The following is a 14,213-nucleotide window of genomic DNA, read 5'->3' as shown; positions in this document are numbered from 1 at the left end:
GAGGAAGTGAGCGTAACGCGCGGCGAGGTGGATTTTCCCATCAGCGGCGGGTCGGGGCCACGGGCGCCGCGGCGCGCGCGAAAGCGGCCGACAGCAGCAGCGCCAGCAAGGCGCCGGGCGCGACCACGCGGCCGATCGACGACAGCGCCGGGATATTGGAGATGGCGATCAATCCGAACGAGACGACCGTGGTCAGATTCGCCAGCATCAGCGAGGCCAGCGTGTCTTCGTCGGCGCGTCCGGTTTCGCGCAACTGATCGAAGAACAGCGCGTAGTTCGATCCCACGGCGACGATCAGCAGCAGCCCCACCAGGTGCAGGATGCCCAGCGGCACGTGCAGCGCCGCCATGCCGCCGAGCGTGAGCACGACCGCCACCACCAGCGGCTGGCACACGGCAAGCAGCCGGCGGCCGGAACGCAAATAGATCGCAAGCAGCACAACCACTGCGAGCGCACCCACCATGACCTGGACGAAGGCTTCGTGCAGGTAGCGCCTGTAGAGGCTGGAAAGCTCCTGCCCGACATTGACGACCTGCACGTCAGGCAGGCCATCGAGCGCCCCTGCAAGACGTGCCGCGTCGAAGCTGGCCCCGGGATGCAGGGAAATCAGCGTCGACCATCCTCCGGTCTGCCGTTCGAACATCAACGCGCTGACCACGGCGTCGAGTGGGCCGCCCTGCAGATCGGCGCGCTGGATCATCGGCCGCCCCTTGGCGGCTTCCACGCCGGCGATGAAGGGTTCGAGGCGTGCCGCAGGCAGCGGCAGCCCCCGGGTCGCCTGGGCAAGACGTGTGCGCAGCGTCTCCGCATCGGGCAGGCTCGCAAGGCGTGCCGCCTGTGCCGTCTCGCTGGGCAGCACGCGGGTGACGGATTCGAATCCAGCCAGGTCGCCCTTGTCCACCAGCGCGTCGAGTCGCGCGCCTGCGGCTTCGGTGCTGCGCAGCGCCGATTGCAGATCCGCGCCGTGAACCACGATCAGGGTGCCGCCATCGCTGGCACCGATGTCTTCGCGCAGTTCGGCATCGAGTTGCTGCGCGGCCTTGGGCACGGGGCTCATGGCGCCAAGATCGGCGCGCCACAGGTGACCGCCCTGCCACAGGACCAGGGCCAGCGCGGCGACGCCGAGCCCCATCAAAACGTAGCGCAGACGGGGCAGCCCGCGCACCAGGATGCCGGCGACCTGCGCCATTTGCCGCCGCATGCCCATGCCGGTCGCTCCGTCCGGCGCAAGCACGGGAAGCACGTGCCGCGCGACGAGCGCAGCGGCGATCAGGCCGGCGAGCGAGAACACGCCAAGTTGGGCCAGCCCCGGGAAACCCGAGAACACCAGCGCCGCGAAGCCGCAGACCGAGGTCAGCAAACCCAGCCTCACCGTGGGCCAGTGGATGTCGCGCCAACGCTGCCAGCCAGTGCCCGGCACCGCGGCGCCGCGCGCCTGGATCAGGTAGTAGATCGCGTAGTCGACGGTTTCGCCGATCAGCGTGCTGCCGAAGCCCATGGTGAGGCCATGCACCTCGCCGAACACGAGGCTCACCGCCGCGGTGCCTGCCACCACCCCGGTGGCGACCGGCAACAGCGCGAGCACCAGCGCACGCGGCGATGCGAAGGCCAGCAACAGCAGCGCGCCCATGACGATCCCGCCGACAACGGCGAGGTGGATCGCCTCGCTCTTGATCTGGTCGCGGCTCTGCACCGAGAAGACGGGCGCGCCAGTCATCTGCAGTTGCGGCCCGGCGCCGGCCATCCCGTGCGTGGCGGCGTCGAACGCGCCCTGCACCCGCGCGATGGCCTTGGCGATGGCATCGAGGTCGCTGCCGGGCGCGTGCGTCGTCGCGAGGATCAGCGCGCGCGGTGCGGTGCGCGACACCCACACGCCCTCCTCGCTGCGCGGCGAACTCGCCGGGATCAGGCCTTCGGCGATGCGCTGGGTCTCGCCCGTCGGATCACGCTCCAGCAGGGGCTTGAGTGCATGGCCGGCGGGCGTGCCGAGCATCGACAGGCTGTCGACGATCGCGTCACGCAGCCCCTCGGTGGTGAAGTGCTCCGGTGTCACGGCGGGCGACAGCTGGTAGCGGTGGTCGAACACCCAGGTGCCCGTGTCTTTCCACTCGCTGGTGTCGCCGTTCTGGACCTGGTCGAACAGCTTGCTCTCGCGCATCGCGGTCGCCACGGTGCGCGAAACGGAAGCGCGTTGCGCCGCATCCTTGCCGCCTTCGATGCCGATGAATATCGTGCGCGATGCGATGCCGCTCTGCAATTGCTCGATCAGCACGCGCTGCCGCGCATCCGGGCTGGCTGGCAGGAAGGCCGAGAGGTCCGCGCTGAAATGCGTGCGTGCGATCAGCACGACGCCTGCGAGCAGCAGTGCCAGCCAGATTCCCAGCGCCAGCGCGGCGCGGCGGCGGTCGAGTGCGGGAGCCGCGGACGTCACGGCGGGGAACGCGCGGGCGTCCGTGCGGGGCCGGCGGCGCCGCGTTCGGGCGTGATGTCCATCACCGAGCGGTCGCCGCCAATGAACTCCATCTCGATGCCGAGCACCTCGCCGCCGCGGCCGCTCAGGCGCATGCTCCGCACCTGGGCCGCAAGCCGCTCGTCGACCGGCTGCAGGTCGAGCGTCCAGCTGCTGCTGGAGCCCGACAGCGTGCTACGGAAGTAGCGCTGCAAGCCCTGCGAGTTGCCGCTCAGCGTGCCGCGCATGGCTTCGACCATCCCGAGCAGCTCCGGCATGCTGTCCAGCTGCAGCGTGCGGGTACGGCCGCCGCGAGACAAGGTCAACGTGTTGCCTTCCACGCTCATGGATTCAGGGCGCGGCGAAAGCGTGCGCCGCACGAGCTTGTCGGGTGCCGTGAAGCTGAGCACGCCGCTGGCCTCGAGCGGTCCCTCCAGGCCACGGACGAAGCGCTGTTCGGTGAACCGCGCCTCGCCGCTCTTCTGCTGTGCGAGCAGGCCCATCAGCTCGGGCAGGTCGAAAGCCCAGGCGGACGATGCCGAGAGGGCCCAGGCCGCCAGGAGCGCCCTGCACCAGCGGTCAAGCCGAATCTTCGAGCCAGAAATCATGGAAATTGAACCAGTTGTACGGATAGGCGCGACACAGCGCCTCGAGCCGGGCCACGTAGCTTTCGAGCGCGGCACGAATGCGCCGTTCCCGCTCGACCGGGTCGCTCACCCGTTCGCTGAAATCGGCCAGCGGCTCGAACAGCACATCGTAGCGGGCGCCGCCCGCATAGAGCCCCGCCATGAAGAACACCTTGCGGCGCAGCAAGGCCGCCAGCCGGAACGGCCCGTCGTTGAAGAGCGCCGGCTTCCCGAGAAACGAGATCTCGATACTGCTGCCCCGTTGCTGCCCCGCTTCCTCCGGCCCCGCCAGGGTGCGGTCGGCCAGCAAGCCAGCCAGGCCACCCGAATCGAGCCAGTCGCGCAAGTCGAGCATCGAATGCGGACGCCCCAACGCGATGATGTGCGGCCGCAACCCGGGCAGGCTGATGGCATCGAGCACCGCGTTGATCTGCTGCGCGTTGTCCTGGTACATCAGCATGGCGGCGCGCAGGCGTTCGGGCGTGGGGCTCCGATTGGTGGCCGCGCCCACGGCCTCGAAGCTGCCCACGTGCGCGCCGAGCATGAAGGCGCCCCTCCCTGCATCGGTCTCGACCTCCACCGGCTCGTTGCCGTAGACGTGGATGTCGAACAGGTCCATGCGCCCGCGCAGGAAGTAGATGCGGTCCAGCACCGTCGAGGCAAAGGCATGCAGCAGGCGGTAGCCGTCGCGCCATCCGGCTTGCGGCCCGATGACCCGGAACAGGTAGCGCTTGATGTGCCGCCGCGGCGTGGGCGAGAACAGCAGGAAATACAGCGCGATCGGGTGCAGGATCAGGCGCGTCAACGGCCGGCCGCACTGGATGGCGATCCAGCAGATCACGCGCAATGCCAGCATGTTGCTGCGCTCCGGCGCGCGCAGCCACTCGGCCTGCCGCGATTTCACCTCGTCAGCGTCGGGCTGCCGTTCAGCGTTCATGGCTGCGCGCCGGCACCGGGCGTCCAGCGCCCGCTCACGGCGATCACCTCGCCGCAGCGCACTTCGAAGCGCAATCCCCTCGATGCGCCCGTTTCCGGGATGAGGTCGATCCGCAGCGTGCTGCCCGGCCGCACCGGCGCCAGGAACTTGGCGGCCGCCAACGTCGGCTGCGTGCCAATGCGGGCGGCGAGCGCGGGCACGCCGCGCACGGCCTCGAGCACTTCTGACACCAGCAAGGCACCAGGCATCAACGGCTGGCCCGGAAAATGGCCCGCAAATGCAGGGTGGTCCGCAGGCACCTCGCGCGTGAGCTGCACCGGCGTGCTGTCCGAGGCCAGGTGCGCGAGCGCGAATTCGCGCAACGAGCGAGCGGTGAGCTTGCCAGTGCCTTCGCGCGGAAACGCAGCAACATGCACGACGCGCCGCGGCACGAAGACCGCTTCCACCCGTTCGCGCAGCGCCGCAATGATGGCGTGCGCATCGAGCGTCGGCGCCACGACGAAGGCGACCGGGCGCACCACGCCGTCGGCGACGTCGTCCGGCAGCCAGAAGGCGCCGTCTTCGATGCCGGGAATGCTGTTGAGGTGATGGTTGAGATAGCCCAGCGAACTGCGCCGACCCGCAACGTGGATCAGATCGTTGGCGCGGCCCAGCAGACGGAACCGGCGCGCGTCGACCAGTTCCAGCACGTCGGCCATCGGCGTCGGTTCGGGAATGAAGTCGCCTTCGAAGATGAAGCGCTCGGTGCCGGCGGCGTCGTGTTCCGCATGCACGCGGATCTCGCCGAAGGTCTCCCAGACTTCGCTTTGCGTCGGACGGCGGGTCGCGACCTGTCCGGATTCGGTGCTGCCGTAGATCTCGATCAGCGCGCCACCCATGGCCTGCTCGGCCTGGGCCGCCAACTGAGGCGAAAGCGGCGCGGTGGCCGACAGGATCAGGTCCACGGGCGGCAGATCGATGCCGGACAGCAGCAGCGTCTTCAGGTGGAACGGCGTCGTCACCAGCGCTCGCGGCTGCGGTACGGACGCCAGCGACTGCGCGACGTCGGCAGGGAAAAACGGCCGGCCGCTGTCGAAAGCGGCGCCGCCCAGCAGCGCCAGCAAGGCGGAAGACTCCAATCCATAGCTGTGCTGCACCGGCACTGTCGCCACCAGCGTCAGCCCCGCGAGCGAAGGACGCCCGAGCAGCCTGGACAGCCGCCCGACCGCCGCCGCGACGTCGCCGACCAGCGTGCCCCAGGTCTTGGCATGCGGCTGCGGTGCGCCGGTCGAGCCCGAGGTCAGCAGGCTGACGGCGTGCATGTCGCGATCGATCAGGGGCACGGCCGGGTCGGGCGCGGCGGCCGCGGCGGGCCGGCTTTCGACCAACACGCGCGGCAGGCCGGGTGTTTCGACATGCTCGTCGTCGGTGATCGCGAAGGCCGGATCGCCGATTTCATGCAGCCGGGCGAGCGTGTCGGGTCGCGCATCCGGCGGCAGGAGGCTCGTTTCGCCGCGCACCAGCGCGGCTGCAAGGCCCACGGCAAAGGCATAGCGGTCGACGCAGAGGTTGACGACCGGGCCGCCCGTGTGCAGTTCAGGCGCGAAGCGCGCGACATCGGCAAGGAATTCGCGCGCGCTCACCGGCACGCCGGCGCGCCACGCCAGGGGCTGGTCCAGATCGCGATCGGCGAGCAGCGGCAGGGAGGGTTTGAAACTCACCGTGGTGTCCGGTTCAACGCCGGGCGGTGCGATCGACCGGCGCGCTGTAGAAGGCTCGCACCGCGTCGACGAGGCGGGTGCGCTCGAATTCCGGATGCAGCCGATAGCGCACCAGGTACTCGCCGACGAAAAGCACGCCGATCATTGCCGGCGTCAGCAGGTTCGCCAGCACCGACCAGGCGGCGAAGGAGAGGTTCGCGTACACCACGACCGAGGCCACCGCCATCGTGGCGAAGTAGAGCGTCCAGACGAGCGTGACTTGCGAGGTATAGGTCAGCATGGCGGGCGACAGCGGATGCACGCGCTCGGCAAACTGGCCGATGAGCGACAGCCGCCCACCACGCAGCGAACCGCCGAACCAGCCGCAAAGCAAGACGTTGATGCCCACGTGCTGCAACATGTAGAGCCGGTTCGGATCGCCCGCGTCGCCACGCAGCACGAGCGCAAACAGGAGCACGCCCGCCACCCCGGCAAGGGCCAGACCCCAGCGGCCGAAGCGGCTACCGGCGATGCCCAGGGCGGTCAGCCACAAGGGCCCCAGCAGCACGGCCAAGGCCCACGGCTCCGCCGCGTGGTAGAGCATCATCCAGTGGGAAACACAGGCATAGGCCACCCCCGCGAGCAGCAGGAGCGCCATGCGCCATCGGGACATGGATCAGGAAGCGCCGCGATTCTGCGCGACGTGCGCCGCAAGACTGCGCAGCGACGAGAAGATCTGCTGGTTGCGCTCGTCGTCGGAGCGCAGCTGGAACCCGTACTTGCGGGAGACTTCGAGCGCCACCTCCAGGATGTCGATGGAGTCGAGTCCGAGCCCTTCGCCATAGAGAGGCGCGGTCGGCACGATGTCGGATGGCGCGACCTCCAGATTGAGCGATTCGACGAGGAGGACCGCCAATTCATTCTCGAGGGTTGACTGTTCTGACGCGTCGCCAGCGGCGGGAACGGGAGATTGAGCGGTCGATGACAAGAGAAAACTCCGGGAACGTGAGGGGAACTATCGCACGGGGTCGGAATTATAGAAGGCGGCCTTCGCTAGACTGGCTCCCCTGCCAACGAACGGAAACCCCCATGGCCGACCCTCTTCTGATCGCCCGACACGACACCATCGAGTGCAGCCTGCTGCCGGGCCTTGCCAACCGCCACGGCCTGATCACCGGCGCGACCGGTACCGGCAAGACCGTCACGCTCCAGACCATCGCCGAAAAGCTCTCGAACATCGGCGTGCCGGTGTTCATGGCCGACGTCAAGGGCGACCTCACCGGCGTCAGCCAGAAAGGCAGCATCGGCGCCAAGATGGCCGCCACGCTCAAGGAGCGCGGCCTCGAGCAGCCCGAATCCCTCGCCTGCCCCGTCACGCTGTGGGACGTGTTCGGCGAACAGGGCCACCCTGTGCGCGCCACGGTCTCCGACATGGGGCCGCTGCTGCTGGGCCGCATGCTCAACCTGAACGAAACCCAGGCCGGCGTGCTGAACCTGGTGTTCAAGATTGCGGACGACAACGGCCTCCTCCTGCTGGACCTCAAGGACCTGCGCGCGATGCTGCAGCACGTCGGCGAGAACGCCAGCCAGTTCACGACCGAGTACGGCAACGCCAGCGCCGCCAGCGTGGGCGCCATCCAGCGGGGCCTGCTCCAGATCGAGGCCCAGGGCGGCGACAAGTTCTTCGGCGAGCCGATGCTGAACATCGCCGATTTCATGCAGACCGAGGGCGGCAAGGGCGTCATCAACGTCCTGACGGCCGACAAGCTGATGAACTCGCCGCGGCTCTACGCGACCTTCCTGCTGTGGCTGCTGTCGGAACTCTTCGAGCACCTGCCCGAAATCGGCGACCCGGAGCAGCCGAAGCTGGTGTTCTTCTTCGACGAGGCGCACCTGCTGTTCAACGAGGCGCCCAAGGCGCTGGTCGAGCGCATCGAGTTGGTGGTGCGACTGGTGCGTTCCAAGGGCGTGGGCGTGTTCTTCGTGACGCAGAACCCGCTGGACATCCCGGACTCGGTGCTGGCCCAACTTGGCAACAGGGTGCAACATGCGTTGCGGGCGTTCACCCCGCGGGACCAGAAGGCGGTCAAGGCCACGGCGACCACGATGCGGCAGAAGCCGGGACTGGACATCGAGAAGGCCATCACCGAACTCGCCGTTGGCGAGGCGCTGGTGAGTTTTCTCGACGACAAGGGCCGCCCGACCATCACCGAGCGCGTGTTCGTGCTGCCGCCCGGCAGCCAGATCGGCCCGATCACGCCGGCACAGCGCCAGGCGCTGATTGCGAATTCGCTGGTCGCCGGCGTGTACGAGAAATCGGTGGACCGCGAGTCGGCCTACGAAAAGCTCAAGGGCCGGGCCGAGACGGCGCCGGACGCGCCCGTCGCGGCCGGAAAGCCGGGTACGGGCACGGCCACGCCGCAGGAATCGGGCGGCGTGATGGGCAGCCTCAACGAAATCCTGTTCGGCTCGACCGGACCACGCGGCGGCAAGCGCGACGGGCTGGCCCAGACGATGGCCAAGTCGGCGGTCCGCACCATGGGCACCACGGTGGGCAGGGAAATCCTCCGAGGCGTACTGGGCGGCATCTTCGGTTCGAAGAAGCGCTAGCCCGCCCCGGCGCCTTCAGACAAGCTCTGTCAGCGCGTTCTCGAACGCCGTGCGCGCGATGCCGGTTCGCGCGGTGGAGCGCGCATGGCAACGCTCCAGCGCAGCGGCCACCGTGGCCGAGACATCGCTGAAGATGGCGGCGTCGGAGATCTCGGCGTCGTCCTGCATCAGGAATGCAAAGGCCCGCGCCATCCCGCAATTGGCGATGAAATCCGGGATGACGGCGACCTGCGAATCCGCCTTCTCGTAGATCGGGCCATAGAAGATTTCGCGATCGGCAAAGGGCACATTGGCACCGCTCGACACGACTTCGAGCCCCCCCTTCACGAGCGCATCGACCTGCGCCTGGGTCACGAGCCTCGAACCGGCGCAAGGCAGGAAGACTTCCGCGCCCGCGCTCCAGATGAGGCTGTCGATTTCGTCGAAGCGGAGCATGTACTTGGCCGAAAGCTGGTTGCCCCTCTTCTCGAGAAACAGCTGGCGTACCTGCTCGAGACTGAAGCCGTCCGGATTCAGCAACCCGCCCTCGCGGTCGATGATGCCGACCACCCGTGCGCCGGCGTGCGCCAGGTAGTAGGCCGCCGCCGAGCCGACGTTGCCCCAGCCCTGCACGATGACGCGCTTGCCGGCGACCTGTCCGCCGTAGAGCCGGTAGTAGTGCAGCACCGATTCCGCCACGCCCCAGCCCGTGATCAGGTCGGCCACCACGTACTTGCGTGTGATGTCGGGCGAGTAGAGCCGGTCCTCGACGACCTTGGCCACGCCCATGCGGAGCTGTCCGACCTTCTGGATGCGCTCGCTGTCGCTGGGCGTGAAGTGCCCGTTGACCACGCCTTCCTGCGGGTGCCACAGGCCGTAGCTCTCGGTGATCGGAATCACCTCATGCACCTCGTCGATGTTCAGATCGCCGCCAGTGCCGTAATAGCTCTTGAGCAGCGGCGTCACCGCCTTGTACCAGCGCCGCAGCACGTCGTTCTTGCGCGGGTCGGCCGGATCGAAGTCGATGCCCGACTTGGCGCCGCCGATGGCCGGACCAGAGACGCTGAACTTGACCTCCATGGTCTTGGCCAGCGACTCGACCTCCCGCCGGTCGAGCCCCGCGCGCATGCGCGTTCCGCCGCCAGCGGCCCCGCCGCGCAGCGAATTGATGACCACCCAGCCCTTGGCCGGCGTCTCGGCGTCGTGCCACTCGAAAACGATCTCGGGTGCCTTGTTTTCAAAGCGATTCAGCAGTTCTTTCATCTCAGTCTTTCAGATTCAGGCCAGGAGCAATTTGTCGTCGTCGAGCTTTTCGCCGCGCGTCTTCTCGAACATGTGCAGGAGATCGGGCACGTCCATTCCGGCGCGCTCCTCTCCCCTCACGTCCAGGATCACGCGGCCTTCGTGCAGCATCACCGTGCGTGAGCCGTAGTCGAGCGCCTGGCGCATGCTGTGCGTGACCATCATGGCCGTGAGCTTTCCTGCCTCGACGATGCGGGCGGTCAGTTCGAGCACGAAGGCGGCAGTCTTCGGATCGAGGGCCGCCGTGTGCTCATCGAGCAGCAGGATGCGCGACGGCTGCAGCGACGCCATCAGCAGGCTGACGGCCTGCCGTTGCCCGCCGGAGAGCAAGCCCATGCGGTCGGCCAGCCGGTTTTCGAGTCCGAGGTTGAGGATGCTGAGCTTCTCGCGAAACAGTTCGCGAAGGCTGCGCGTCAGCGAGAACCCGAAGGTGCGACGCGCACCGCGCTTCCAGGCGAGCGCCATGTTTTCCTCGATCGTGAGCGCCTCGCACGTGCCGGCCATCGGGTCCTGGAAGACTCGGGCAACGAGGTTCGATCGCTCCCACGCCGGGCGGCGTGTGACGTCTTCGTCGTCGATGCGGATGGTGCCGCGATCGACCATCAGGTCCCCGCTGACGGCATTCAGGAAGGTCGACTTGCCGGCCCCGTTCGAGCCGATGACGGTGACGAACTGCCCCGTCGGGATCTTCAGGTCCAGCCCTCGCAGCACCCGGTTCTCGATCGGCGTGCCGGGGTTGAACGTGATCTCCAGGCCTTTGGCGTGCAACATCAGCGGGCCTCCTTGACCGTGGCGGCCGCGATCCGGCCGGCGCCCGGCCTGAGTGCGGCCAGCTTGCGCTTGTAGGTGGGAACGAGCAGCGCGAACGCGACCAGCACGGCGGTCACCAGGTTGAGGTCCTGGGCCTTCAGGCCGATGAAATCGCTGTTCAGCGCGAGCGCGATGAAAAAGCGGTAGAGGACCGCCCCGAGGACACAGGCCAGCGTCGTGATGACCAGGCTGCGTGCCGGCAGGATGGTCTCGCCGATGATCACCGCCGCGAGGCCGACGACGATCGTCCCGATGCCCATCGAGATGTCGGCGCCGCCCTGGCTTTGCACGAAGAGTGCGCCGGCCAGCGCAACAAGCCCGTTGGACAGCGCCAGGCCCCACACCGTCTGCCGGTCGGTCGAGATGCCCTGCGCGCGCGCCATACGCGGATTGCCGCCCGTGGCACGCATGGCCAGTCCGGCTTCCGATGCAAAGAAGAGATCGAGCAGCACCTTGGCCGCAACCACGATCACGAGCAGCACCAGCGGCTTGAGCACGTAGTCGGGCATGCCGCCGAACGCGACCATGCTGAAGACCGTCGGCTCGTCGATGAGCGCGATGTTGGGCTTGCCCATGACGCGCAGGTTCACCGAATAGAGCGCGATCATCACCAGGATGCTGGCGAGCAGCTGCATGATGCGCAGCCGCACGTTGAGCCATGCGGTGAGGTAGCCGGAGAGCGCGCCGGCCGCAATCGCCGCCGCCGTCGCGGCGAAGGGATTCCAGCCCGCCACGATCAGCGCCGCGGCAACGGCACCGCCGAGCGGGAAGCTGCCATCGACCGTCAGGTCGGGGAAGTTGATGATGCGGAACGAGAGGAAGACCCCCAGGGCCACCAGCCCGAAGATCAGCCCGATCTCGATCGCACCGAGGGAGGCAATGAGCGACATGTTGGCGACGCCCGCTTACTTGACGACGACTTGAGCGGACTTGACCAGCTCGTCCGGCAGCGTCACGCCTTGCTTCAGCGCGGCGGCCGGATTGACGTGCAGCTCGAAGGTGCTGCTGGTCTGGGAGGCGATCGTCCCAGGCGCCTGGCCCTGGAGAATGCGCACCACGATCTTGCCGGTCTGGTGGCCGATGTCGTAGTAGTTGAGGCCCAATGCCGCGACCGCGCCGCGCTTGACCGCGTCGGTGTCCGCCGCGACCACGGGAATCTTGGCCTGCTGCGCGACCTTGACGATGCCCTCGAACGCCGACATCACGTTGTTGTCCGTGGGTGCATAGATGACGTCGACCTTGCCGACCAGGCTCTGGGCCGCGCTGGCCACGTCGACGGTGCGCGCCGCGGCGCCCTCCACCAGGGTCATGCCGGCAGCCGGCATGGCCTTCTTCAGCGCCTCGATGATCGACACCGAATTGGCTTCGCCCGGGCTGTAGATCACGCCGACGCGCTTGGCGTTGGGCACGACCCGCTTGATCAGTTCCAGGTGCTTGTCCAGCGGCGAGAGATCGGACACGCCGGTGACGTTGGTGCCCGAGGCCTCCCAGCCCTTCACCAGCTTGGCGGCGACCGGGTCGGTGACCGCGCTGTAGACAACAGGGATGTCCTTGCTCGCGGCCACCACGGCCTGGGCCGACGGCGTGGCGATCGCGACGATGACGTCCGGCCGCTCGCCAACGTACTTGCGGGCGATCTGCGCCGCTGTGCCGTTGTTGCCTTGCGCGCTCTGGTATTCGTACTTCAGGTTCTTGCCGGCTTCGAAGCCGGCCGACTTCAGCTCGTCCTTGACGCCGTCGCGCACGGCGTCCAGCGCCTTGTGTTCGACGATCGAGGTGACTGCCACCGACACCGTCTTGTCGGTGGCGTGGCTGGGGGCGGCAGCGCCGGCGAGCGCAACGGCCAGCAGGGTCAGGGAAGAACGCAAGAAAGGATATTTCACTGTGGGGTCCTGATGAGAAATAGTCGGCAGGGTTCAATTTGCGACGGACACCCCGGTCGGGTGCCTGCCAGGTCCGCGGCGGTAGACCGCGTTCCAGGGGCATAAGTGTGATTTTTGGCGCGGAGAATCTGCTTTCATCGCGCGTCGGGGCGAACCCTCGGAAGAGCAACATAATTTCGCCAATCCGCCATACCAGGAGACGAACTTGCAAGACCCCGATTTCGACCGCATCGACCGCAAGATCCTTGGCTTCCTGCAGGAGCACGGACGCGCGTCCAACCTGGAGGTGGCCGCCGCGGCCGGCCTGTCACCCGCGCAGTGCCATCGCCGCCACAGGCGGCTGGAGGAGGCAGGGTTCATCGCGCGCTACGAGACGCGCCTGAACGCCGCCCGACTGGATCTGCACGTCGTCGCGTTCATCCTCATCGCCATGGAAAAGGGCCACATCCGTGACCTGACGAAGTTCACCGACGTCGTCACCGACCTGCCGGAGGTGCTGGAGTGCTACTCGATCACCGGCGACTACGACTTCGTCATCAAGGTCATCACGCGGGACCTGAAGGGCCTGTCGCAGTTCCTGATCGACAAGCTGATGCGGCTGCCGGGCGTCGACGGGGTGCGCTCGAGCGTCTGCCTCGACGAGTTCAAGTGCACCAGCGCCCTGCCCTTGCCGGACTGAGTCAGGTCAGGGGGAGAGGCCCGGGGCTACCAGCGAAGAATCCGGGGACCGATCAGGGCACCCACCAGCACCGGCAACGAAATGCCCGCGACGTACCAGACCGCCAGGAAGGGCGCGGCCAGTTCCTGGCAATGCAGGGCGTAGACGGCAGCGCCCGCTCCACCCGCCATCGCGCCCGCAGCGGCCCCCGCGAGTGCGGGCCGTGTCGGCGCGAGCCCCTTCAGTGCGACCAGGGCGGCGACGAACACCGGCAGGGAAATCATCGCGATGTTCATTGCGCAGGTGCGCCACGTCTGCCCCATGATCAGCGTCGGACGCTCGTCCGCAGGCGATGACAACAGCATCGCGGCCGCCATCACCCAGATGACGGCCAATGGCGCGACGAGCCCCAACCAGGCCCGGCGGACCGGTACGCCGGGTCGCGCCAGTCGCTGCACGATCACGAAGCCCGTGATCGCCACGCAGACCGGCAGCAGCATGCGGACCCAGAACATGGGCCAGAACATCACCTGGGCGATGTCGCGCCGCATGCCATAGACGAGCAACATCCACGCGAAGGACAGCGGCAGGCCCACCAGGAGTGCGATGGACATCCTGCGCGAAGCAGCACGCCGTGGCACCGGCTGGGCGCCGGTGGCGAGCATCGCGACAAAGTCGTCGGTCTTCACGTGGACTCCTTGATCTTCCGCGCCAGCGCCTTGAGGCCGCGGTGGATGCCCACCTTGACCGCCGACTCCGACATGCCGGTCAGTTTCGCGGTCTCCGCGACCGAGAGCCCTTCGAGTTTCACGTGCACGATGGGCAGGCGGTGGCGGTCCGGCAGCGTGTCGAGCAGGCCCGCGACGTCGCGGCGCGCATCGCTCGCTTCGGTCGCCGATTCGGCGAAGACGGCGAGGTCGTCGTCCAGCGGCTCATGCAGCGCCTCGCGGCCTGACTTGGCGCGCAGCAGGTCGATCATCTTGTAGCGCGCGATCGCATGCACCCAGGCCGTCAGCGGCTGGTCGCTCTGGTAGGTGTGGCGCTGGTTATGCATGGCGAGAAGGCATTCCTGAACGAGATCTTCCACTTCATCAGGCCAGCCGAACAGGCGCCTGGCGAGGAACGCGCGAAGGTGCGTGCTGAGCTTCTGGAGGAATGCGCGATAAGCGACCGCATCGCCGTCGAGTCCGCGCAAGAACAGGTCGTGCAACACCCGCTCCGCGTCGCTCTTCGCCATCGGGCTCCCACTGGTCATTCGTGCTTTCGAGTCGGCCGGTTAC

Annotated in this window: 14 protein-coding genes; 2 read left to right on the top strand and 12 right to left on the bottom strand. The window is 67.7% G+C overall.

Annotation, left to right across the window (positions count from 1 at the left end):
- Positions 1-40 precede the first annotated feature (40 nt).
- From QTH90_RS01645 to QTH90_RS01620, 6 genes are read right to left on the bottom strand one after another with little or no spacing between them, the layout of a single operon-like run.
- Positions 41-2,431, bottom strand: coding sequence for an MMPL family transporter (locus QTH90_RS01645; protein WP_286662795.1), 2,391 nt, complete (start codon positions 2,429-2,431; stop codon positions 41-43).
- Positions 2,428-3,057 (bottom strand): LolA-related protein, encoded by a 630-nt coding sequence (locus tag QTH90_RS01640; protein WP_286662794.1) that lies wholly within the window; start codon positions 3,055-3,057, stop codon positions 2,428-2,430. Before QTH90_RS01640 ends, QTH90_RS01645 begins: the two co-directional genes overlap by 4 nt.
- A complete protein-coding gene (locus QTH90_RS01635; RefSeq protein ID WP_286662793.1) occupies positions 3,029-4,012 on the bottom strand; it encodes a lysophospholipid acyltransferase family protein in 984 nt (327 codons plus the stop codon). The genes QTH90_RS01640 and QTH90_RS01635 overlap by 29 nt, the downstream gene beginning before the upstream one ends.
- Positions 4,009-5,712 (bottom strand): AMP-binding protein, encoded by a 1,704-nt coding sequence (locus QTH90_RS01630; protein ID WP_286662792.1) that lies wholly within the window; start codon positions 5,710-5,712, stop codon positions 4,009-4,011. The genes QTH90_RS01635 and QTH90_RS01630 overlap by 4 nt, the downstream gene beginning before the upstream one ends.
- Positions 5,713-5,725: 13 nt before the next feature.
- Positions 5,726-6,349 (bottom strand): COG4648 family protein, encoded by a 624-nt coding sequence (locus QTH90_RS01625; RefSeq protein WP_286662791.1) that lies wholly within the window; start codon positions 6,347-6,349, stop codon positions 5,726-5,728.
- Positions 6,350-6,367: 18 nt separating this feature from the next.
- Positions 6,368-6,679, bottom strand: a complete 312-nt coding sequence (locus QTH90_RS01620) for a phosphopantetheine-binding protein (RefSeq protein ID WP_286662790.1) — start codon at positions 6,677-6,679, stop codon at positions 6,368-6,370.
- Between the two features lie 101 nt (positions 6,680-6,780).
- Here QTH90_RS01620 and QTH90_RS01615 point away from each other — a divergent pair, with 101 nt between their 5' ends.
- Positions 6,781-8,301, top strand: coding sequence for a helicase HerA-like domain-containing protein (locus QTH90_RS01615; RefSeq protein WP_286662789.1), 1,521 nt, complete (start codon positions 6,781-6,783; stop codon positions 8,299-8,301).
- Positions 8,302-8,316: 15 nt separating this feature from the next.
- On the opposite strand, the gene QTH90_RS01610 is transcribed toward QTH90_RS01615, so the two are convergent.
- Genes QTH90_RS01610 through QTH90_RS01595 form a run of 4 tightly spaced genes read right to left on the bottom strand, consistent with a single transcriptional unit; the run spans position 8,317 to position 12,275 of the window.
- Positions 8,317-9,543, bottom strand: coding sequence for a Glu/Leu/Phe/Val dehydrogenase dimerization domain-containing protein (locus tag QTH90_RS01610; RefSeq protein WP_286662788.1), 1,227 nt, complete (start codon positions 9,541-9,543; stop codon positions 8,317-8,319).
- A 15-nt stretch (positions 9,544-9,558) separates the two neighbouring features.
- Positions 9,559-10,353 carry an ABC transporter ATP-binding protein gene (locus QTH90_RS01605; protein WP_286662787.1) on the bottom strand — a complete coding sequence of 265 codons (795 nt, stop codon included), beginning with the start codon at positions 10,351-10,353 and terminating at the stop codon, positions 9,559-9,561.
- On the bottom strand, positions 10,353-11,282 hold the full coding sequence (locus QTH90_RS01600; RefSeq protein ID WP_286662786.1) for an ABC transporter permease: 930 nt from the start codon (positions 11,280-11,282) through the stop codon (positions 10,353-10,355). The genes QTH90_RS01605 and QTH90_RS01600 overlap by 1 nt, the downstream gene beginning before the upstream one ends.
- 15 nt (positions 11,283-11,297) lie before the next feature.
- The gene (locus QTH90_RS01595) at positions 11,298-12,275 is read right to left on the bottom strand and encodes an ABC transporter substrate-binding protein (RefSeq protein WP_286662785.1); all 978 of its coding nucleotides are present in this window, start codon (positions 12,273-12,275) and stop codon (positions 11,298-11,300) included.
- Between the two features lie 205 nt (positions 12,276-12,480).
- Here QTH90_RS01595 and QTH90_RS01590 point away from each other — a divergent pair, with 205 nt between their 5' ends.
- Positions 12,481-12,954 (top strand): Lrp/AsnC family transcriptional regulator, encoded by a 474-nt coding sequence (locus QTH90_RS01590; RefSeq protein ID WP_286662784.1) that lies wholly within the window; start codon positions 12,481-12,483, stop codon positions 12,952-12,954.
- A gap of 26 nt (positions 12,955-12,980) precedes the next feature.
- On the opposite strand, the gene QTH90_RS01585 is transcribed toward QTH90_RS01590, so the two are convergent.
- Together QTH90_RS01585 and QTH90_RS01580 are read right to left on the bottom strand one after the other, a co-directional pair.
- Positions 12,981-13,622: a DUF1109 domain-containing protein gene (locus QTH90_RS01585; RefSeq protein ID WP_286662783.1), complete on the bottom strand. Its 642-nt coding sequence runs from the start codon at positions 13,620-13,622 to the stop codon at positions 12,981-12,983.
- A complete protein-coding gene (locus QTH90_RS01580) occupies positions 13,619-14,188 on the bottom strand; it encodes a sigma-70 family RNA polymerase sigma factor (RefSeq protein WP_286662782.1) in 570 nt (189 codons plus the stop codon). Before QTH90_RS01580 ends, QTH90_RS01585 begins: the two co-directional genes overlap by 4 nt.
- Positions 14,189-14,213 lie beyond the last annotated feature (25 nt).

The sequence above is a fragment of the Variovorax flavidus genome (assembly GCF_030317145.1).
GTDB classification, from domain to species: Bacteria; Pseudomonadota; Gammaproteobacteria; order Burkholderiales; family Burkholderiaceae_C; genus Variovorax; species Variovorax flavidus.
Note: the sequence above shows the minus strand (reverse complement) of the source record. Positions and strands in the feature narration are given on the sequence as shown.